Origin of the sequence: Mycobacterium talmoniae, assembly GCF_001854525.1 — a bacterium.
GTDB lineage: Bacteria > Actinomycetota > Actinomycetes > Mycobacteriales > Mycobacteriaceae > Mycobacterium > Mycobacterium talmoniae.
Genome location: NZ_MLQM01000010.1, coordinates 13,128 through 34,428, shown reverse-complemented (window position 1 = coordinate 34,428; position 21,301 = coordinate 13,128). Strand labels below are relative to the sequence as shown.

Below are 21,301 nucleotides of genomic sequence, written 5' to 3'. Positions count from 1 at the left end.
TGCGCCGGGCCTGGCAGGTACCCTCCAGCCATGTCCGACGGGGAGCCGAGCGCGTCAGCCGACACCGATCCCGACGACGACGCCTCCTCGGACGGTCGGGTGTTCTCCGGTTACGGCGTCGCGTCGACGGCGCTGGGGCTGCTGTCGGTGGCCGCGCTGGCGCTGGGTGTGCTGATTTGGTCGGTCCATCGCGACAACGTGGGTGAGCGCGACCACCAGACCCGGGTGCTGGAGGCCGCGGTCGAGTGGACCGGGGTGCTGATCAACATGAACACCGACAACGTCGACGCCAGTCTGCGACAGCTGCACGAGGGCACCGTCGGCCAGCTCAATGTGGAGTTCGACTCCGCGATGCAGTCGTATCGCCAAGTCGTGCAGAAGCTCAAGCCGCACAGCGTGGGGCAGGTCGAGTCGGTGGCGATCGAATCGATGCACCACGACCCCGAGGCGCGGCCGGCTGACCGGCCGCGCGATGACCCGCTGCCCGAAGTGGCCAGCCGGGTCGACACCGTGCTGGTGGTGGCCACCTCGGTCGCCGAGAACGTCAGCGGCAAGCCGCAGACGGTGCACTGGAATCTGCGCCTGGACGTCGCCGACGTCGACGGCAAGCTGCAGATATCGCGGCTGGGGTCCATCCGATGAGGAACCTCTGGCGGGTGGTGGCGTTCGACATCGCCGCCCCGCTGGCCGCGGTGGCCGCCCTGCTGGCGATCGGGGTGGTGCTCGGCTGGCCGTGGTGGTGGGTGTCGGCGTGCTCGGTGCTGGTGCTGCTGGTGCTCGAGGGGGTGGCGATCAACTTCTGGCTGCTGCGCCGCGACGCGGTGACCGTCGGCACCGACGACGACGGGCCGGGGCTGCGGCTGGCCGTGGTGGCCCTGTGTACGGCGGCGCTGGTCGCGGCGGTGGTGGTCGGGTTCGAGCGGTGGACCGAGCCGGACCGCGAGTTCACCCGCGATTCGGCGCAGGTGGTGCAGATCGCCACCACGATGGCCGAAGCGACCGCGACGTTCACCCCGCAGAACCCGACCGGCGCCGCCGAGAAGGCCGCGGCGCTGATGGTGCCGGAGCGGGCCGAGGCGTTCAAACAGAACGTCGCCAAGTCCTCCGCCGATCTGGCGCACCGCAACGTGACGGCGCAGGCGCTGACGTTGTCGGCCGGTGTCGAGGCGCTGGGGCCGTCGATGGGCACCGTGACCACCGTGCTGCGGGTCATCCAGAACGCCCCGGGTCAGCCGCCCGATCAGGCGGTGGTGGCCCTGCGGGTGGCGTTGACCAAGCGCGACGGACAGTGGCTGGTGCTCGACGTGTCGCCGATCAACCAACGGTGAGGCTGCGCTTTCGATCAGGGTTGCGGGTCGACGAACCTCCGTCAACGGGCATCGGCTGGTACATCCCTGTGGTCAGACGCAGCCATATGCTGCTGGATAGGGGTGGCTCTGGGTGGGAGGACACGGATGGGAAAGCTGCGGGCACAGGCGTTGAGTGCGTTGGCTGCAATTGCACTCACCGGGTGTACAGCAACGGTTTCCGGCGTCGCGGTGACGCCGCCTGATCTGACCGATTCCCACGGCGTGGTCGTGGAACTGCTCGAGATAGGCAACTACAAAGCCAGGCCGAGCCCTACCCTCGGTGCCGCCGGCCCCGGTGGGGGTCAATTTGAAGGGATACGGATGGCGGCTTACGTGGCCGGTCCGTGGCAGGTCGATGAAACCTTGCGTCGACAGAATGACTTCAATATTTGGGCGACCATGCCATTTCCAGATCCAGAATCTGTCGGATTCGCCATGTACCCGGGTGTCACCGAACTGAAGGCCCGGATCGCGGCCAGCATCACCGAGCATGGATTCATCGCCGGGTTTTCCACCGCGCGCAGCGTGCTGGGTTCCGACGGCGTCGCGAAGACCCTGACCAATATGGTGCTGCGATTCCCCGACGCCGACGCCGCCGCGGCTGCAGCCCACGAGATGGCGGCTATCGGCGCCTCGGCGGCGGGGGCTCCGGAGCGCCCGGTGGCGATCGACCACCACCCCGAGGCGATCGCTTCGATCCACTACGACGACGGCGATGCGAAAGTGGAAAGTTTCGCCCCGCACGGTCCGTACATGTTGTATCAATACGCATTTACTGCGAAAGCCGACGATCAGGACCCATCCGGCCGCGCCTTGCAGCTGATCGCCAAAACTCTCGATCTCCAGGTGCCGCTGATCGACCGGTTCGTACCCACCGACCCGTCGAAGCTCGCTGCCCTCCCCAAGGACCCGACTGGGCTGATGTCCCGCGTGCTGTCCGGAGATGGCGATCAGGAACCCGGCAGGGCCATGGGCGTTTGGGGCCCGGACACCTGGTTGCATTTCGCCTTCGATCCGATCGAAACGGCACACCTATTGGACATGGCGGGCGTTGATAGGGTGGCGCAGCGGTTAACGACCATCTACCAGGCTCGGGACACTGCAGGCGCAACTTTGGTGGCCGACCAGATCAGTGCCGGGATGACCAAGTTTCCCAGCGTGAAACCGATCCCCGGGGTGCCGGGTTTTCCGATAGCCAGATGTTTCAACCGAACGAAAGGGTTCGCGACGAACGAAGGCGGCCCATCGGTGCAACGGCTCTACCCGCGCTACACGTGCGTCGCACGGGTGGACCGCTACGCATTCACGTCGTTCTCGAACCATGAGGTCGATGCCAAGCAGCAACTCTCCGCTCAATATCTAATCCTGGCCGGCAAGTGAGCCGTCGTTGCGGTTGCCGCGAACGTGCGCAATCCCGGAATAACCCCCGGCGTGGCGGCCGGGGACACGCACGCTCGCGTAGTTAAGCGAGCCGGGCGTGCTCGACTTTGAGGCAGCGATCCATCACAACCTGCAGCCCGGCGGCCTCGGCGTCGCGGTCCACCTGCTCATCGGACAGGCCCAGTTGCAGCCACAGGGTCTTGGGGCGGGCGTCCAGCCGCAGCACCTCGTCGAGCACCGACGGCAGCTGATCGCGGCGCCGGAACACGTCGACCAGGTCCGGCACCACCGGCAGCTCCGCCAGGCTGGGATACACCGGCGCGCCGTCGATCTCGGTGATCGTCGGATTGACCGGATACACCTGGTAGTCGCCGGTGGCGACCAGATAGGAGTAGACCTCGTGGCTGGGCCGGGTCGGGTTGGCCGACGCGCCGATGACCGCGATGGTCTTGGTCTCAGCCAGGATGCGTCGCAGCTGATCGCCCGCCATCAGTTGGTGCCGGCCGACCGCTCGGCCCGCATTTTGACGAACCGGTCCGATAGCCGCCGCATCCGGATCATCAGCGACGCCGGCGGGCTGACTTTGGCGTCGAGGTAGTCGGTCAACTCCTTGGGCGGCACCCCGATGCGGGACGCGAACTCGGGGGGCCCCAGGCCGGAGCGCTCCATCAGCAGCCGGATGTGGCGGGCGACCTCGGCGCGTTCGTTGGCTTCCAGGTGGGCGCGGGTGCGGGCCAGCACCTCCGACAGCGCCTTGGAGATGCCATAGGGCCGGGCGCCGTTGAGCACCTCCTCGACCTGGCGGGCGGTGCGCCCGTACGGGTCACGTTTGAGCGCGACGACGATCCGCTGCCACACGGTGATGTCGCCGCTTTCCAGTGCCGACCGGATGGCGGCGGTGGACCAAAACTCCACGGGGCGGTCGTTGTAGCGCGGGCGAGGGCCGGACCGGTGCGGCACCGGTCCGCGACGCGGGTCGGCTGCCAACGTCACCTCGCCTCCTCAAGCATCGCTACGGCCACCGACAGGCAGCGCTGCCGGACTTCCTCCCAGTCTGCACCGGAATCCGGGTCGGCCGATGGCTCATCGTCAATATCGGCCGGATGTGGATCCGCGAGCCGACGGACCAGCTGGGTGGCGATCCATTGTCGCTTAGCTGGTTGACCACAGTAATACCGGTCTATCCCGGCCAGCACCACGGCGGCGGTTTCGGGTTCCATCGCATCGACAAGCTCAGCAAACTCGATGTAGTCGCGGCTGCTGTTGCGGCACATGATCAGGTAACCCTTGAGCCGCAGCGTTTCGGCCCCGGTGGGCACCTGCAACCGGTCACCGGTGGGCAGCTGGACGTTGGTGGTTTCCAGCGGGCTGCGCCGCTCGAAGGCCGGGTTGACGGCCTCGGTGTCGGTGGCCAGCGCGTCCAGGGCGACCGAGAGCCGGCCGCGCCACATGGTAACCGGATGCACCGGACGCAGCGCCCGGCCGGCGCCGTTGCGGTACGGCCAGCCGACCAACTTCCGGGTGCCCGCGGGCGCGGGAGCGGTGGCGACGGCGGTCAGGGTTTGGGTCGGGGCATCCAGTTGCGGGGCGACCCGTTGCGACAGGTCGGTGCGGGCGCAGCCCTGCAACGCCAGCGGGTCGGTCACGCAGATCGCGTCGGGCACCAATTCCTTGAGTTTGGCCGCCGATTTCACCACCATCCGCAGATCCGCGCTGGGAGCCACCGGCACGGAGATGTCGTCCGGGATGAGCACCACCCCGCCCAGGTCGACGGTGGGTAGCGGCTTTTCCACATCCACCGACGGCAGGATGCGTTCCAGCCAGTGCGGCAGCCACCAGTTCCACTGGTGGAACATCGCCATCAGCGCCGGAACCAGCACTAGCCGCACCACCGTGGCGTCCACCGCGATGGCCACCGCACAGGCCACCCCGAGCTCGGCCACCAGCGGCATCCCCGCGAAGGCGAATCCGATGAACACCGCGATCATGATCAGCGCCGCGCTGGTGATGGTGCGGGCGCTGGTGCTCACGCCGTAGGCGACCGCGTCGTGGGTGTCACCGAACTGAAGGAACCGTTCCCGGATCCGGGTCAGCAGGAAGATCTCGTAGTCCATCGACAAGCCGAAGGTCATCGCCAGCACCATCGGCGGGATGGTGCTGTCGATCGAGCTGATCGGCTCGAACCCCAGCTTCTCCAGCCAGCCCCACTGGAACACCATCACCAGGCTGCCGTAGGCCGCGGCCACCGACAGCATCGTCATCAGCACGCCCTTGAACGCCAGCAGCACCGACTGGATGGACACCAGCAGCATCACGAACGCGATCAGCGCGACGAAGACCAGCACCAGCGGCTCCGTCGCCGACACCTGATCGTCGAAGTCCTTGATCAGCGCGGTGGGGCCGCCGACGTCGACCCGTGCCGATGAGCCGGCCGCCTTGGGCAGCTCGGCCCGCAGCCAGTCGACGGTCTCGCGGGCCGCCATGTCCTCGGGGTCCACCGAGAGCACCGCCGACAGCAGCGCGCTGCTGTTGTCGTCAGCGAACACCGGGGGCGGCACCTGCTTGGTGGTATTGGGGGCGCGCGCCAGCTCCTCGCGGACCGCGGCCAGCACCGGGGCGTGCGCGGCCGAGGACGCGTCGCCGTCGGGGAAGGTGACCAGGATCTGCAGCGGTCCCAGCGCGCCCGGACCCAGCGCCTGCGCGGCGGCGGCCACCCCGCCGCGGATCTCGTGGGAGGAGTCGAACTGGCGCAGCATGCTGTTGCCCAGCGTCAGCGCGAACGCCGGCGCCGCCAGCGCCAGCAGAAACGCCGACGCCAGCACCGCCGACAGCCAGGGCCGGCGCATCACCCGGCCGGTCCAGCGGGTCCAGAACCGGGATTGGGTGGTTTCCGGCAGCCGAGACCAGTGCAGCGCCGCCGACCGTTTCGCCGCCGACCGGCCGAAGGTGGCCAGCACCGCCGGGGTCAGCGTGGTCGAGGTGAGCACCGCCACCGAGACGGCCAGGATCGCCCCGGTGGCCATCGACACCAGCACCGGGGTGTTGATCAGGTAGATGCCGGTCACCGAGGCCACCACCGTCAGCCCCGACAACACCACCGCCAGCCCCGACGTCGCCATCGCCGCGTCGGTCGCCTCCTGCGGTTGCCGACCGGCCCGCAGTTCCTCGCGGAACCGCATCAAGATGAATAGGGAATAGTCGATCGCCAGCGCGATGCCGAACATCGACACCGTGGAGGTGACGAACACCGACATCGTGGTGAACATCGACAGCAGGTACACCAGCCCCATCGTGACGATCACGGTGCCGATGCCCAGCGCCAGCGGAATCGCGGCCGCCGCCAGCGACCCGAACACCGCCAGCAACACGATCAGCACGATCGGCAGATTCCAGTGTTCGGCGCTGGCGATGTCCTGTTTGGTCTTCGCCGAGGCCGCGGCGCCGAGCGCGCCCTGGCCGATGACGTACAGCCGCACCGTGCCGTTCTCGAGCTGCCCGGGCTGGTCGCCGTTGATGCCGAGCTTGGTGCGCAGCTTTTTGGCGACGTCGACGGCGCCGGTGTTGTTGAAGTCCAGCCGCAGCGACACCACGTACGGGCGGTCAGGCTGCGGTGGCCGCTGGGCCGGGTTGGGCACCACGGTCACGCTGGGGACCTCGCTGGCCACCCGGTTGAGCAGCGCGACGGCGTCGTCCATGTCCTTGTAGCTGGCGTCCGCGCGGGGCGCGGCGACCAGCGCCAACGGCGAGGCGCCCTGGTCGGGGTAGTGGTTCTCCAGGTCGTCGTGCACGTACAACGATTGCGATCCGGACACCTCGAAGCCGCCGCCGGTGAGGTGGCCCGACTGCGTCGCAGCCAGGTACAGCGCGGGCACCAACGCCAGTAACCAACCTGTGAAGATCACCCAGCGGAATCTGCGCAGGTTGCTGCTGAGGCGCATCATGAACTGCTGGATTTTTTTCTCCCCGCTCCGGCGTTGCGTGCTCGCGAGCCTACCGCAGCGTGCGGTACAGTAATCCGCTTCTGGCGCGCTGAACTGCGATGATCCGAGATCTGTATCAAGTTGTAGCCCGGTTGTGAGCCAGTCGAACTGGCCACGGCGGCGCGGGTGATGGCAGGATGACACCCGGCGCCGGTCGCCGCCGTGGGCGGCGTGTATCGGCGTTCGCCATCCCTAAGGAGTTATCCAGTGAAGACGACAACTGCCGTCGTGCGTCATCGGCTCTTCGGAGTGTTGACCGCTACCGCTGTGGGCGGTGCGGCGGTCGTTGCCCTGCTGGTGCCGTCGGCGACCGCCGCGCCGGACCCGTGCGCCGCCAGTTCGATCGCCAAGACGGTCGGCAAGGTCGCCACCGATACCGGCGACTACCTGGACTCCCACCCCGAGACGAACCAGGCGATGACCAACGCCATGCAGGACCAGCCGGGACCGCAGTCGGTCGGGGCGCTGAAAACCTATTTCGACGCCAACCCCAAGGTGCAAGGCGACATTCAGAAGCTGTCCGAGCCGCTGGCCAGCCTGGGCACCCGGTGCAAGCTGCCGGTGTCGCTGCCGCAGCTGCTCGGCGCCCTGCAGACCGCGCAGAATCAGGGCGGGCTGCCTGGTGGCTTGCCGGGCGGGCTGCCCGGTGCGACGCCCGGCGGCCCGGGCACCCAAGCCGTGGTCGGCGCACCCGGCCCCGGCGCGGTGCCGGTGCCGCGTCCGGGCCCAGCCCCGGCCGCCGCGGCGCCCAGCCCCGGCCGGTAATCGGCCCGGCAACGCGTTCACTCTGCGGTTACGGCGCAAAAGCTCGAGTGGCCCTCGCCCTCGCCGCAGACTCAACCCTCGAAACCGCGCGGGCGGTGTCGCGCAGACGCGGACGCAGCGACACACCTGGCAACCGTCGCGGCGCAACCGTGGTTACCGGCGTACGGCCGTCAGCAGGCCCCGCCAGCCCAGCAGCAGCACCGCGGTGACCGTCGAGGCCACCGCGATAAAACTGAGCGCGGTCCCGGCGTGCAGCAGCCACCGCAGCAGCATGCCGACGATGACGGTGGCCGCCCAGACCACCACGCCGGTCGGGGCCAGCGCGGTGGGGCGGCGCCAGCCGCGACCCAGCAGCCAGCCGGTCGCGGTTCCGGTCAGGAACGGCCACGCGGTGGCGGCGACGCCCGCGAGGGTCAAACCCTCGGCGTGGCTGCGTCGGCCCACCGCGCAGAACACCAGCACGCAGCCGATGTCGGCGGCCAGCGCCAGCCACGCGGGTCGGGCGCTCACGGTTGCCTCCGCTCTTCGGGTCCGTCGGGCGGTGGCGCGGCGTCGGCCGAGTCGATCTCGGCGTCCGGATCGACCTCACTTTCGGTGCGGAACATGAAGAAAAACACCACCCAGCCGATGGCGGCGATGAACAACCAGCTGACCAGCCGGTAGATCAACATCGCCGAGATGGCGTCGGGCCACGACATGCCGCTGGACACCAGACCCGGCACCAGCACCGCCTCGACCACCAGCAGACCACCGGGCATCAGCGGGATGGTGCCCACCGCGCGGGCGGCGGCGTAAGCGACGGTCAACCCGGCCACCGAGGCGTGATCGCCGGCGGCGTAGGCCGCGAACGCCAGGCAGGCCACGTCGGCGACCCAGTTGAACAGCGACCAGCCGAACGCCACCCCCAGGTCCCGGCGGCCCAGGCTCACCGACTCCAGCTGGTTGAGCATCTCGCGCCACTTCGCCAGGCCGGTGTTGGCCGGTTTGTCGCGGATCGAGTTGACCCAGGACAGCACCCGCACCCCGATCCCGTCGATCAGTTCCGGCCGCGACGCGACCGCCTGCGCCAACAGCAGCAGGGCAACGAAGCCGCCCAGGGTGAACAGCAGCGAGAACGGGTTGTTCTTGGCGCCGAGGAAAAAGGCGCCGCCCAACCCGAGCACCGCCAGCCCCACCGCCTGCAGCACCCCCGACATCACCAGCTGCCAAGACGCCACCATCGGCGAGGCCCCCCACAGCCGCTGCTGGCGGTACAAGAAGGTGGCCGACAGCACCGGCCCGCCGGGCAGGGTGGTGGACAGCGAATTGGCCGCGTAGAAGGCGGCTTCGGATCGCCATTGTTTGACCCGCACCCCCGCCGAGCGCAGCAGGGTGCGCTGGATCTGGGCGAAGCTGTGCATCGACGCGCCCGCGGCCAGCGCCGCGGCCACCAGCCACCACCACTTGGCGGCGTACAGGCTTTGCCACGCCTTGGCCAGCTGGTCCCACACCAAGGCGACCTCGACGGCGAGCACGATCGCCACCACGCCGAGGACCACCCAGCGCACCCACCAGTACCGGCCGCGGACAGCACCCGTCTGCTGGCGGGCGCTGTTAGCCGGCGCGTCGTGCGACACGCCGTTTAGGGTAGCCGCGCGGCCCCCGCGGACAGGGGCATGCGGTGACGCAGCGCTGTCTCGGTTGAGTACCGATATTGGGCGGTTGGGTAACGGAAGTGGCGGTTACGCTACCGGCATGCCCGCCCCTGAGGACGCCGCCGTTCACCCGTTGGTCCGCAAGGCCGCTGCCTGGTCGTGGCGCCTGCTGATCCTGCTGGCCACCGCGGTGGCGGTGGGCTGGCTGGTCAAACGACTCGAGGTGATCTTCGTTCCGGTGGCGCTGGCGCTGATGCTGTCGGCGTTGCTGCTGCCCGGGGTGGACTGGCTGGACCGGCACCGGGTGAACCGCGGCCTGGCGGTGTTTTTGCTGATGCTGAGCGGGCTCGCGATCATCGCCGGGGTGCTGGCCTTTGTCGTCAGCCAGTTCATCGAGGGCCTGCCGGCGCTGGTTGAGCAGGTGACGCAGTTGATCAACTCGTCGCGCAAGTGGCTGGTTGAAGGCCCGCTGCATCTGAGCCGGGACCAAGTCAACAACATCGGCAACACCGTCACCGAGATGCTGCAGCGTAATCAGGCCAAGCTGACCCACGGCGCGTTGTCGACGGCCGCGACGATCACCGAGATCATCACCGGCGCATTCGTGGTGCTGTTCACGGTCATCTTCTTCCTGTACGGCGGCCGCAACATCTGGCAGTTCCTGGTCAAGATCTTCCCGAGCCAGGTCCGGGGCCGGGTGCACGCCGCGGGTATCGCCGGCTTCCAGTCCTTGATCGGCTACGTGCGGGCCACGTTCCTGGTGGCGCTGGTCGACGCCGCCGGCGTCGGCACCGGCCTGGCGATCCTGAGTGTGCCGCTGGCGTTGCCGCTGGCCTCGCTGGTGTTCCTGGGCGCCTTCATTCCGCTGGTCGGTGCGGTGGTCAGCGGGTTCTTGGCGGTGATCGTGGCGTTGATCGCCAAGGGCTGGATTTACGCGTTGATCACGCTGGGGGTGATCATCGGCGTCAACCAGCTGGAAGCGCATGTGTTGCAGCCGCTGGTGATGGGCCGCGCGGTGTCGATCCATCCGCTCGCGGTGGTGCTGGGCATCTCGACCGGGGGCGTGCTCGCCGGCATTGTCGGTGCGCTGCTGGCGGTGCCGACGATCGCGTTCGCCGACCGGGCGGTGCGGGTGCTGATCGCACCGGACTTCTCCGAAGCCGACGAGGACGAGGCGCCGGCGATCATCCACGCCGAACCGGACAGCGTCGGCGCCGAAACCAAACCTTAGAAGCGGCCCTCGCGGCGCAACAGATCCTGGGCGCTGACTCCGCCGCCGCGCCGCGGGCGCGGTTTGCCGCTGCCGTTCCCCGGCTGCCCGGGCGCGCTGAACTTCTCGGTGGCGATGTCGGGGTCATCGCCCTCCGGCTGCCGGAAGGCGGTGGTCTCGAGCGACTCGGCGGGGGTCTCGCCGCTGCCCGAGCCGCGGCGTTCGCCGGCCCCACCGCGCAGCTCGCCGAGCCACGACTCGATTTCTCGTTCGGAAGCCTGACCGGGTGCCGGCGACGCGGTCCGGGGCGGGGTTTCGCTGCGGCGCGCGGGGCTGCCGCCTTGGCCGCCCGCGGCAGAGAAGCGGGTTGTCGCCGGCTCTTCGGGTTCGGGCGCGGTCCGCATCCGGGTGGTGCCGGTATCCGAGGGGCCACTGGCGGGCCGGGTCTCCACCGCGCCGGCGGGACGACGCCGCGTCGGGCCCGGTCCGCTGGGATGGGTGGGGTCGTGCGGGGGCCGCGGTCTGCTGGGAGCCGGTGCGGCAGCGACGGCCCGGCTGCGGGCGACCGACCGCTTGCGTTCGTCGGGCAGCCGGATCTCACCCAGCCCGATGCGGATCTGCACCCGCTTCATCCAGCGCGGCGCCCACCAGCAGTCGTCGCCGAGCAGCTTCATCACCGAGGGCACCAGGAACATCCGGATCACGGTGGCGTCCAGCAGCAACGCCGCCATCAGACCGAACGCCAGGTATTTCATCATCACCAGGTCGGAGAACACGAACGATCCGGCGACCACGGCCAGGATCAACGCGGCCGCGGTGATCAGCCGCCCGGTCGTCGCGGTGCCGATCCGGATGGCCTCGGTGGTGGACATCCCGGATTCGCGCGCCTCCACCATGCGGGAGACCAGGAACACCTCATAGTCGGTGGCCAGACCCCAACCCACCGCGACGACCAGGGCGATGATGATCACCATCAACGGGGTCGGGGTGAAGTTCAGCAAGCCGGCGCCGTGCCCGTCGACAAAGATCCACGTCAAGATGCCCATCGTGGACCCGAGCGTCAACGCGCTCATCACCGACGCCTTGAGCGGCAGCACCACCGACCCGAACGCCAGGAACATCAACAGCGTGGTGGTGGTCAGCATGATCACCAGCATCAGCGGACCCTGCGCGGACAGGGCGTGGATGCTGTCCTGCTCGAGCGCGGGGGTGCCGCCGACCAGCAGGCGAAGCCCCTTGGGGGCGGGGATCGCCCGCAGGTCCTTGATCTTCTGGGCGGCATCGTTGCGGCTGATCAAGCCGTTTTCGATCACCCGGACCGACTTGTCCTTCGACGCACCCGGCAGCTCGGGTCGTTCCTTCCACATGTCGGCGGGGTTGTTGTCCGGCTCGACGAAGCCGCTGATCGCCATCGCCTTGTTGCGGACGTCGGCGACCTGCTGGTCGGTGACGTCCTTGTGGTTGTCGGATTCGATCACCAGTGTCAGCTTCTCGGTCCGGAAGCCGGGGAAGATCTTGTCGAACTGCTCTTGGGCGACTCGGGCGGAATTGTCCGGTGGGAGGTACTTCTCGCTCATGCCGCCGAACGACAGCTTCCCCAACGGGATGATCAGCAGGATCATCGCGATCACGATCGGGATGGCGAACGCCAACGGCCGCTTCATCACGACGTTGACCAGCTTGCCCCAGAACTCGCCCTCGACTTCCTCGCGGGTCTTGGTCTTCTGGGTCTTCTCGGCGAACCAGCCGATGATGCGGTTGGACAGCCCCCAGTTCCGCAGGAACGGCACCCGGTACAGGGTGCGTACCCCCAGCGAGTCGACGTGGCGGCCCAGCACACCCAGAATGGCCGGCAGCAGCGTGATCGACAGCAACGCCGCCAACCCGACCGCCGCGAAGATGGCGTAGGTCAGCCCCTTGACGAAGGCCTGCGGCATCACCAGCAGGCTGGCGCCCGAGACGATAATCAGCACCGCGGAGAACACCACGGTCCGACCGGCGGTCATCACACTGCGGCGCACCGCGGCCTCGGTGTCGTAGCCTTCGGCGATCTCCTCCCGGAACCGGCTCACCACGAACAGCCCGTAGTCGATGGCGATACCGAGACCGATCAGCGAGATCACCGGCTGGGCGAAGAAGTTCACTGGCCCGAAGAGGGTGACCGCCCGCAAGATGCCGGTCGCCCCGGCGATGCTCAAACCGCCGACTATCACCGGCAGGCTGGCGGCGATCACCCCACCGAACACGAAGAACAGCACCACGGCCACCAGCGGTAGCGCCAGGACCTCCATTCGCTTCTGGTCGGTGGCGATGGTGCCGGTCAGTGCATCGGCGACCGGCTGCAAACCGGCGAGTTTGACGGTGCCGCCGTCGAGTTTCTGCAGGGCCGGCTGGACGTCCTGGTAGTTCTTCAGGATGGTGTCGTCGTCGTCACCCTTGAGCTGAATGGAGGCGAACGCGTGCTTTTTGTCGGGGTCGGCCATCGTGCGCAGCGCCTCGGGGTTGGTGAAGTACCCCACCCAGCTGAGCACCTGCTCGGGGTGATCGCTTTTGACCTTGTTGAGGCCGTTTTTGATGCTGTCGAACCACTTCTTGTCGTCGACGGTCTTGCCCTTGGGGGCGGTGAACACCGCCACGACGTGGCTGGTGCGGTCGCGCCCGTACACCTTGTCGCCGTCGATCGACGCCTGCACCGACTGGCTGCCTTCGTCGTAAAAGCCGCTCTGGGTGACGTGCTTGCCCAGGCTCGCCCCGAAAATGCCGCCGCCGAGGCAGAGCGCCACCATGACCCCGATTACGATGAACCGGTAGCGATATACAGTTCGACCCCACCAGGCGAACACCTACGCTCCTTACTTCTGTGGCGACCCGCGCTCTTTACAGTTGTCACACACGCGAGGTCAATAGCGAGGTCAGCGGCCGGAACGGCTGCAGCCACGCCCCCTGCTCTGGTAGCGAATCGAGACCGATCCGCGGCAGCGGCTCCCGGAACACACCAGGAATGTCTTCCAGGTCGACAAACTCCAAGGTATCCGAGGCTAGCGCCCAACTGGCATGTTCACGAAATCCCAGCACTTCAACCTGGGTTCCGGCCTGCGCAATTTCCTCCAGCGGCAGCCGGAACGCCTGCCCGTCGGCGGAGGCCACCATTAACGCCGCCAAGCCCTCGTCACGGCGCAGCGCGATGTGATGCAGCATGTCGGCGTCCACATCGCTGTCCTCATCGACCTTCGGTTTGGCGAACACCGCGAACCCCACGTTACGCAGCGCCTCCACCCACGGCCGCACCACATCGGCGGTGCCGGGGGCGATATTGGTGAACACGGTGGCCTCGGGTTCGACGGTGATCTCCGGGTAGCGGGCCGACACCTCGGCGGTGCGGGCCAACAACCAGCGGCCCAGCGCGTCGAAGCGGGGGCGTTCCACACCGGTCGGGCGGCGCCCCAGGATGGAGCCCAAGCCCATGTCGAGGTTGGGCGCGTCCCACACCAGCAGCACCCGCCGCGCCGCGGGAGCAACGCTCGGGGTCTCCGTCGCACCGCCATCGGGCGCGTCGGCGGCTGTTTCCTCGGTCACGCTCACGGCTTCTCCCAGAGCAACTCCGCGACGGCGCTGCCCGCCTCCTGAGCCTTCGTCTCGTACTTGGTGATCGGGCGGACCACCGAGATCGGTAGCCCCGGGGTGTCCTGGTACACCCGACGCAACCGGGGTTCGGCGTCGCCGGCCTCGGCGATCTGCTCGGCGTAGCCGGGGTGATCGGTGGCGGCGTGCAGCACACCGCCGGGCCGCAACCGGTCGGCGATCAGCGCAATGGTGGCGGGCTGCAGCAGCCGCCGCTTGTGGTGGCGGGCCTTGGGCCACGGGTCCGGAAAGAACACCCGCACGCCGACTAGGGAATTCGGCGCGAGCATGTGGTCCAGCACGTCGACCGCGTCGCCGCGGATCAACCGGATGTTGGTGACGTCTTCCCGGTCGATGGCACTCAGCAGCTGTGCCAGCCCCCGCCGGTACACCTCCACGGCCAGCACGTCGATATCGGGTTCGGCTTGCGCCATCGCCACCGTTGAGGCGCCGGTGCCGCACCCGATCTCCAACACCAGCGGCGCGTCCCGGCCGAACCAGGACTCGGTGTCCAGCAGTTCGGGCGTGTCGGTGGCCTGCCGGCCCAGCGTCGGCCAGCGTCGCGCCCAGGTGCGCTGCTGGGCGTCGGACAGCGCCGAGCGCCGGGACCGGAAGCTGGTGGTGCGCGGAAATTGGCTGGAGCGCTGCACGGGCACGTCGGCCCCCGGTGCTGCCGGTGAGCTGGTCGGCCCCGTGCCGCTGTGCGCCTGCATCCGTCCATGGTGACCCATGCCCTGCAGTGTGCCCGCGCCGTGGTGCAGATTGATACCCAACAGTTGCCTTGGACTGGTAGCCGATGTATGGGGGTGGCTCGCGGCGCGGAGGCGTAGATGTCACGATTCGGTTAGCCCGATCACCGGGGCTGGCGATCAGAGCACAGGAGCACCAGATTTTCGTCGATGAACTGAGGCGATTGGCCGCCGAGGCGGCCGACGCGCGGGTGACCGCGATCGCCGAGCGAGCCGCGGCGGGGGTAACGGCGTGAACGCGGCATCCGAGGATGCGGCCGCCCAGGTCGATGCCCTGGTCGCCGGGATCGGCCCGCGGGTGCGACCGCCGGCGGTGCAGCGCCGCGACGTGGTGCTGGTCACCGGGCCCTGGCTGGCCGGGGTCAGCGGCGTGGCCGCGGCGCTGCGCGACCGGCTGCCCGACCTGGTGTTTGTCGAGTCCACGGAGCTGGCGCCCGGCGAGGCGCCGGCCGCGGTGGTGTTCGTCGTGTCGGCGGCCGCCGCCCTGACCGCCTCCGACTGCGCGCTGCTGGACGCGGCCGTGGTGCACACCGACGCGGTGGTCTGCGCGGTGTCCAAGATCGATGTGCACCGCGGCTGGTCGGACATGCTGGCCGGTGCCCGCGACCGGCTGGCCGCCCACGCCCCGCGGTACCGCAACGTGCCGTGGGTGGGGGTGGCCGCCGCCCCGCAACAAGGCGAACCGCGGGTCGACGAGCTGGTGGAGACGGTCCGCGACCAGCTCGCCGACGTGGCGCTGGCGCGCCGAAACCGGCTACGCGCCTGGGAATCCCGGCTCCAAACCGCCGTTGATCGACACGACCACGAGGTCGAGGGGCTGGGCCGGCGGGCCCGGGTGACCGCCCTGCAGGAGCGACGCGACACCGCGCTGCGGCAGCGGCGGTTGGCCAAATCCGAGCGCACCATCGCGCTGCGCAGCCAGATCCAGCAGGCCCGGGTGCAGCTGACCTACTTCGCCCGCAACCGGTGTGGTTCGGTGCGCAGCGAACTGCAGGAGGATGCGGCGGGTATGACCCGGCGCAAGCTGCCCGAGTTCGAGGCCTACACCCGCAGCCGGGTCGACGAGGTGGTCGCCGAGGTGGATCAGGGCTGCGCGGAGCACCTGGCCGACGTCGCCCAGGAGCTGGAGCTGTCCGCGGACCTCCCGGCGGCCGCGGAGCTGCCCGAGGTGGCGGTGCCCGACCCGGCGTTGAAGTCACGGCGGCTGCAAACCCGGCTGATGATGCTGTTGGGCGCGGGCTTCGGGTTGGGGGTGGCGCTCGCCGTGAGCCGGTTGTTCGTCGACCTGCCGCCCGGGTGGGCGGCCGCCGGGGCGGCCGTGTGCGCGGTGATCGGGCTGGCGCTGACCGTCTGGGTGGTGGGGATTCGCGGGGTGTTGCACGACCGGGCGGTGCTGGACCGCTGGGTGGGCGAGGTGACCGCGTCGCTGCGGTCCGCGGTCGAGCAGCTGGTCGCCACCCGGGTGCTCGCGGCCGAGTCGGCGCTGCTGGCCGCGCTGAGCGAGCGCGACGCCGCCGAAGCCGAGAAGGTCGCCGAGCAGGTCAAGGTGATCGACAGCGAGCTGCGGGAACACGCGGTGGCCGCCGCGCGGGCCGCGGCGACGCGGGACCGGGAAATGCCGGCGCTGCGCCGCGCGCTGGACACGGTGCGCGCCGAATTGGGCCAACCCGACGAGTCGCAGGAGCCCGACAGCGACGAACTGGAGGAACCGGATAGCGACGAGGCGGAGGAAGCGCACAGCGACGAGTCGGAGGAGCCGGATAGCGACGCCTCGGGGGAACCCGACGGTGACGAGTCCGAGGAACCCGACGGCGGCGAATCGGGGGAACCCGACACCGGCGGGTCCACCCCGAACGAGGCGACGACCGGCGCATCTGACGCCAAACCGGCGGACCGCGCGGTTTGACGGGTTCTGGATCGCGGCGCTGCGGGTATTCCGCAAGATGCCCGATCGTTGCTGGATAACTCGCCCGCGATAACCTCTACTAAGGGTTTATTGAGAGCGGTTCCGCCAGCGTGACCCGTGCAACCTACACAGGAGAGTTCGATGACGTCAGCGACCATTCCCGGTCTGGACACTGCGCCGACGAAGCACCAGGGCCTGCTCACCTGGGTTCAGGAAGTCGCCGAACTCACCCAACCCGACCGGGTGGTCTTCGCCGACGGCTCCGATGAGGAATGGGACCGGCTGTGCACGCAGCTGGTCGAGGCCGGCACGTTCACCCGGCTCAACGACGAGAAGCAGCCCAACTCCTACCTCGCGCTGTCCGATCCGTCCGACGTCGCGCGCGTCGAATCCCGCACCTTCATCTGCACCGAGCACGAGGCGGACGCCGGACCCACCAACAACTGGATGGACCCGGGCGAAATGCGGTCCACCTTGACCGACCTGTACCGCGGCTGCATGCGGGGCCGCACCATGTATGTGGTGCCGTTTTGCATGGGTCCGCTGGGCGCCGAGGACCCCAAGCTCGGTGTCGAGCTCACCGACTCCGAATACGTGGTCGTCTCGATGAAGGTGATGACCCGGATGGGTGCCGCCGCGCTGGAGAAGCTGGGCGACGACGGGTTCTTCGTCAAGGCGCTGCATTCGGTGGGTGCGCCGTTGGAGGCCGGGCAAAAAGACGTGCCGTGGCCGTGCAACGACACCAAGTACATCACCCACTTCCCGGAGACCCGGGAGATCTGGAGCTACGGCTCCGGGTACGGCGGCAACGCGCTGCTGGGCAAGAAGTGCTACTCGCTGCGCATCGCGTCGGCCATGGCCCACGACGAGGGCTGGCTGGCCGAGCACATGCTGATCCTCAAGCTGATCTCCCCGGAGAACAAGGCGTACTACTTCGCCGCGGCGTTCCCGTCGGCGTGCGGCAAGACCAACCTGGCCATGATCCAGCCGACCATTCCGGGCTGGCGCGCCGAAACCCTGGGCGACGACATCGCCTGGATGCGGTTCGGCAAGGACGGCCGGCTCTACGCGGTCAACCCGGAGTTCGGCTTCTTCGGGGTGGCCCCGGGCACCAACTGGTCGTCCAACCCCAACGCCATGCGCACCATCGCCGAGGGCAACACCATCTTCACCAACGTCGCGCTCACCGATGACCGCGACGTGTGGTGGGAGGGCCTGGAGGGCGAGCCCGAGCACCTGATCGACTGGAAGGGCAACGACTGGGTCATCCGGGAAACCGAAACCAAGGCCGCGCACCCCAATTCGCGGTACTGCACCCCGATGTCGCAGTGCCCGATCCTGGCGCCGGAGTGGGATGACCCGCAGGGTGTGCCGATCTCGGGGATCCTGTTCGGCGCCCGGCGCAAGACCACCGTGCCGCTGGTGACCCAGGCGCGGGACTGGCAGCACGGTGTGTTCATGGGCGCCACCATGGGCAGCGAGCAGACCGCCGCGGCCGAGGGCAAGGTCGGCACCGTGCGCCGCGACCCGATGGCGATGCTGCCGTTCTGCGGCTACCACGTCGGCGACTACTTCCAGCACTGGCTGGACCTGGGTAAGAACTCCGACGAGTCCAAGCTGCCGAAGGTGTTCTTCGTGAACTGGTTCCGCCGCGGCGAGGGCGGCAAGTTCCTGTGGCCCGGGTTCGGTGAGAACAGCCGGGTGCTGAAGTGGATCGTCGACCGCATCGAGGGCACCGGGGAGGGTGCCACCACCGCGATCGGCACCGTGCCCACCGCCGACGACCTGGACCTGGACGGCCTGGACGTCGACCCGGCCGACGTGAACGCGGCGCTGGCGGTGCGTCCCGAGGAGTGGCGCGACGAGTTGCCGCTGATCGAGGAATGGTTCGAGTTCGTCGGCGACCGGTTGCCGACCGGCATCCGCGACGAGTTCGACGCCCTCAAACAGCGCCTGGGGTAGGGCGTTTTTTCGCGAGCGTGCGTGTCCCCGGCCGACACGTCGCGCAGATTTCCGGATTTGCGCACGCTCACGGCCGGCAACCCGACCACTTGACACCCGTCAAGTTTGGCGGCGGTACAGTCTGCGCATGCAGATCCGCGAGCACCTCGGCGCCCACAAACCCGCCATCATCTTGCATCCGTCCGGCACCGTCCTCACCTTCGAGGAGCTGGAATCCCGCGCCAACCGATTGGCGCACTATTTCCGCGGCGCCGGCCTGGCCGAGGGCGACACCGTCGCGATCCTCATGGAGAACAACGAGCACATCCACGCCGTCATGTGGGCGGCGCGGCGCAGCGGTCTGTACTACGTGCCGATCAACACCCACCTGACCGCCGCCGAGGCCGGCTACATCATCGACAACAGCGGAGCCAAGGCCATCATCGGTTCCGCGGCGCTCCGCAAGACCTGCGAGAACCTGGCCCAGCACCTGCCGGGCGGGCTACCCGACGTGCTGATGATCGCCGATGATGACCTGGACGGCTGGCTGCGCTACCCCGAATGCGTCGCCGGCCAACCGGATATCCCGATCGCCGACGAGATCGAGGGCGATCTACTGCAGTACTCCTCGGGCACCACCGGCCGACCGAAAGGCATCAAACGTGCCCTGCCGCACCTGCCGCCGGCCGAGGCGCCCGGCCTGATGTCGATGCTGGTGTCGGTCTGGATGACCCCGGAATCGGTCTACCTGAGCCCGGCGCCGCTGTACCACACCGCCCCGTCGGTGTGGTCGATGAGCGCGCAAGCCGGCGGTATCACCACCGTGGTGATGGAGAAGTTCGACCCCGAGGGCTGCCTGGATGCCATCCAGCGTCACCGGGTCACGCACGGCCAGTTCGTGCCCGCCCATTTCACCCGGATGCTGAAACTGCCGGAGTCGGTGCGGGATTCGTATGACGTCTCCAGCCTGCAGCGGGTGATGCACGCCGCGGCGCCATGCCCGGTAGAAATCAAAAAGCAGATGATCGACTGGTGGGGTCCGATCGTCGACGAGTACTACGCCTCCTCGGAGGCGCACGGCTCGACGCTGATCAGCGCCGAAGAGTGGCTGGCGCACCCGGGTTCGGTCGGCAAGCCGATGATGGGTGCGGTGCACATCCTCGACGAGGACGGCAACGAGCTGCCGCCGGGGCAGGCGGGGGAGATCTACTTCGAGGGCGGCAACCCGTTCGAGTACCTCAACGACCCGGATAAGACGGCCAAGTCGCGCGATCGGCACGGCTGGATCACCGTCGGCGACGTCGGCTACCTCGACGAGGACGGCTATCTGTACCTCACCGACCGCCGCCACCACATGATCATCTCCGGCGGGGTGAACATCTACCCGCAGGAGGCGGAGAACCTGCTGGTCACCCACCCAAAGGTGTTGGACGCGGCGGTGTTCGGGATTCCCGACGACGAGATGGGGCAAAGCGTCAAGGCGGTGGTGCAGACCGTGGACCCGGCCGATGCCACCGCTGCCTTCGCCGACGAGCTGCTCGGCTGGCTGCGGGACCGCCTGGCGCACTACAAATGTCCCCGATCGATCGCGTTCGAGGCGCAGCTGCCGCGCACCGACACCGGCAAGCTCTACAAGAACGAACTGGTGGCAAAGTACTCGGCATGACCCTGCGCATTGTTGACCTGTCGGCGCCGCCGGAGGTCGATGGTGCCGGGCTATCCGGCCCGGTCGTCGCGGTCGGCGGACTGCGCGGCGCTGCTGAATTCTGGCTGGAGCACGCCACATTCACGGTGAGCGAGGACGGCACCGACGACCGTCGGGTGATCACCGTCGACTCGGTCGACACCGCCGTCGCCGATCTCGCCGCGCGGGTGGACCGCTGGCCGCACGCGGCGGCCGTCTGCGACGACGTCCTGCGCGCGGTCGACGTCACCGGGCCCGCGCTGCCCGGGCTGGTCACCGAATCGCTGGCCTACTCCACACTGCAGGCCGGCCCGGAGTTCGCCCGCTGGCTGACCGAGCGGGGTCCCGCCCGGGTGCCGGCGGTTCCCGATCCGGTGCTGTGTGAGCGCGACGGCGACACGCTGCGGATCGCTTTCAACCGACCCCAGCGCCACAACGCGTTTTCCACCGACGCGCGTGCCGCGTTGCTGGAGGCGCTGACAGTGGCCCGGCTGGACCCGTCGATCGATGAAGTGGTGTTATCCGGCAACGGCCCATCGTTTTGCAGCGGCGGCGACCTGGCCGAATTCGGCTCGTTCGCCGACCCGGCCAGCGCGCACCTGGCCCGCACCCGCCACAGCCCGGCGCTGGCCCTCGCCGACCTCGCTACCCGGCTGGGCCCGGCCTGCCGCGCCGAGGTGCACGGGAAGGTGCTGGGCAGCGGTCTGGAAATGGCCTGCTTTTGCGGAACGGTTGTCGCGCAGCCGGATTCGGTATTCGGGCTGCCGGAACTTCAGCTGGGACTGATACCGGGGGCCGGTGGCACCGTCAGCATCACCCGCCGGATCGGGCGGTGGCGCACCGCGTATCTGGTGCTGTCGGGCGCCATGATCGATGTCGACACCGCGCTGGCGTGGGGGCTGGTGGATGCGGTTGGTTAATCCCTCGAGTCGCCGGCTGGTAATGCCCCTGTTTCACGAAAACTGCGTCATACCCTGACAGTTGACGGAGCCCCGCCGGTGTCCTTGGTGGCTGGCCGGTGGGACCGCATGCGCAGCCTGGTCGTGATGGCAGTGACAAGCCTGGCTTGTGGGTCGACAAGA

Annotated in this window: 17 protein-coding genes; 9 read left to right on the top strand and 8 right to left on the bottom strand. The window is 68.7% G+C overall.

All coding sequences use genetic code 11. The features are described from left to right. Positions 1–30 precede the first annotated feature (30 nt). From BKN37_RS03865 to BKN37_RS03855, 3 genes are all read left to right on the top strand, one after another. Positions 31–642 (top strand): hypothetical protein, encoded by a 612-nt coding sequence (locus tag BKN37_RS03865; protein WP_071021778.1) that lies wholly within the window; start codon positions 31–33, stop codon positions 640–642. Next, positions 639–1,328, top strand: coding sequence for a hypothetical protein (locus tag BKN37_RS03860; RefSeq protein WP_071021775.1), 690 nt, complete (start codon positions 639–641; stop codon positions 1,326–1,328). The genes BKN37_RS03865 and BKN37_RS03860 overlap by 4 nt, the downstream gene beginning before the upstream one ends. 126 nt (positions 1,329–1,454) lie before the next feature. After that, a complete protein-coding gene (locus BKN37_RS03855; RefSeq protein WP_131823519.1) occupies positions 1,455–2,729 on the top strand; it encodes a DUF7373 family lipoprotein in 1,275 nt (424 codons plus the stop codon). Positions 2,730–2,811: 82 nt separating this feature from the next. Here BKN37_RS03855 and BKN37_RS03850 read toward each other — a convergent pair whose 3' ends face one another. The 3 genes from BKN37_RS03850 to BKN37_RS03840 are packed head-to-tail and all read right to left on the bottom strand — an operon-like array spanning position 2,812 to position 6,670. Then, positions 2,812–3,219 carry a CoA-binding protein gene (locus BKN37_RS03850; RefSeq protein WP_071021769.1) on the bottom strand — a complete coding sequence of 136 codons (408 nt, stop codon included), beginning with the start codon at positions 3,217–3,219 and terminating at the stop codon, positions 2,812–2,814. Further along, entirely contained in the window at positions 3,219–3,722 is a 504-nt protein-coding gene (locus tag BKN37_RS03845) for a transcriptional regulator (protein WP_071021766.1), read from the bottom strand. Before BKN37_RS03845 ends, BKN37_RS03850 begins: the two co-directional genes overlap by 1 nt. Further along, complete coding sequence (locus BKN37_RS03840; RefSeq protein WP_071021763.1) at positions 3,719–6,670, bottom strand: MMPL family transporter; 2,952 nt, start codon at positions 6,668–6,670, stop codon at positions 3,719–3,721. The genes BKN37_RS03845 and BKN37_RS03840 overlap by 4 nt, the downstream gene beginning before the upstream one ends. 246 nt (positions 6,671–6,916) lie before the next feature. Here BKN37_RS03840 and BKN37_RS03835 point away from each other — a divergent pair, with 246 nt between their 5' ends. Next, the gene (locus BKN37_RS03835; RefSeq protein WP_071021760.1) at positions 6,917–7,474 is read left to right on the top strand and encodes a hemophore; all 558 of its coding nucleotides are present in this window, start codon (positions 6,917–6,919) and stop codon (positions 7,472–7,474) included. A 153-nt stretch (positions 7,475–7,627) separates the two neighbouring features. Here BKN37_RS03835 and BKN37_RS03830 read toward each other — a convergent pair whose 3' ends face one another. Both BKN37_RS03830 and BKN37_RS03825 read right to left on the bottom strand, forming a co-directional pair. Beyond that, on the bottom strand, positions 7,628–7,984 hold the full coding sequence (locus tag BKN37_RS03830) for a DUF3054 domain-containing protein (protein WP_071021757.1): 357 nt from the start codon (positions 7,982–7,984) through the stop codon (positions 7,628–7,630). Then, complete coding sequence (locus BKN37_RS03825) at positions 7,981–9,090, bottom strand: lysylphosphatidylglycerol synthase transmembrane domain-containing protein (RefSeq protein WP_071021754.1); 1,110 nt, start codon at positions 9,088–9,090, stop codon at positions 7,981–7,983. The genes BKN37_RS03830 and BKN37_RS03825 overlap by 4 nt, the downstream gene beginning before the upstream one ends. Positions 9,091–9,208: 118 nt before the next feature. Between BKN37_RS03825 and BKN37_RS03820 the strand changes: the two genes are divergently transcribed. Continuing rightward, positions 9,209–10,339 (top strand): AI-2E family transporter, encoded by a 1,131-nt coding sequence (locus BKN37_RS03820; protein ID WP_071021751.1) that lies wholly within the window; start codon positions 9,209–9,211, stop codon positions 10,337–10,339. Here BKN37_RS03820 and mmpL3 read toward each other — a convergent pair. The 3 genes from mmpL3 to trmB form a co-directional block, all read right to left on the bottom strand. Then, positions 10,336–13,161: a trehalose monomycolate exporter MmpL3 gene (mmpL3, locus tag BKN37_RS03815; RefSeq protein WP_071021747.1), complete on the bottom strand. Its 2,826-nt coding sequence runs from the start codon at positions 13,159–13,161 to the stop codon at positions 10,336–10,338. The two genes, BKN37_RS03820 and mmpL3, sit on opposite strands and share 4 nt — an antisense overlap. 43 nt (positions 13,162–13,204) lie before the next feature. After that, positions 13,205–13,816: an NYN domain-containing protein gene (locus BKN37_RS03810; RefSeq protein ID WP_423212756.1), complete on the bottom strand. Its 612-nt coding sequence runs from the start codon at positions 13,814–13,816 to the stop codon at positions 13,205–13,207. A gap of 80 nt (positions 13,817–13,896) precedes the next feature. Beyond that, complete coding sequence (trmB, locus tag BKN37_RS03805; RefSeq protein WP_071021864.1) at positions 13,897–14,670, bottom strand: tRNA (guanosine(46)-N7)-methyltransferase TrmB; 774 nt, start codon at positions 14,668–14,670, stop codon at positions 13,897–13,899. A gap of 250 nt (positions 14,671–14,920) precedes the next feature. On the opposite strand from trmB, the gene BKN37_RS03795 reads away from it, so the two are divergent. The 4 genes from BKN37_RS03795 to BKN37_RS03780 all read left to right on the top strand — a co-directional run bounded on the left by BKN37_RS03795 (position 14,921) and on the right by BKN37_RS03780 (position 21,139). Then, the gene (locus tag BKN37_RS03795) at positions 14,921–16,594 is read left to right on the top strand and encodes a hypothetical protein (protein ID WP_071021736.1); all 1,674 of its coding nucleotides are present in this window, start codon (positions 14,921–14,923) and stop codon (positions 16,592–16,594) included. 141 nt (positions 16,595–16,735) lie between these two features. Next, positions 16,736–18,556, top strand: a complete 1,821-nt coding sequence (locus BKN37_RS03790; RefSeq protein ID WP_071021734.1) for a phosphoenolpyruvate carboxykinase (GTP) — start codon at positions 16,736–16,738, stop codon at positions 18,554–18,556. Between the two features lie 127 nt (positions 18,557–18,683). Further along, positions 18,684–20,201, top strand: coding sequence for a fatty-acid--CoA ligase FadD4 (gene fadD4, locus BKN37_RS03785; RefSeq protein ID WP_071021732.1), 1,518 nt, complete (start codon positions 18,684–18,686; stop codon positions 20,199–20,201). Further along, the gene (locus BKN37_RS03780; protein ID WP_071021727.1) at positions 20,198–21,139 is read left to right on the top strand and encodes an enoyl-CoA hydratase/isomerase family protein; all 942 of its coding nucleotides are present in this window, start codon (positions 20,198–20,200) and stop codon (positions 21,137–21,139) included. The genes fadD4 and BKN37_RS03780 overlap by 4 nt, the downstream gene beginning before the upstream one ends. Positions 21,140–21,301 lie beyond the last annotated feature (162 nt).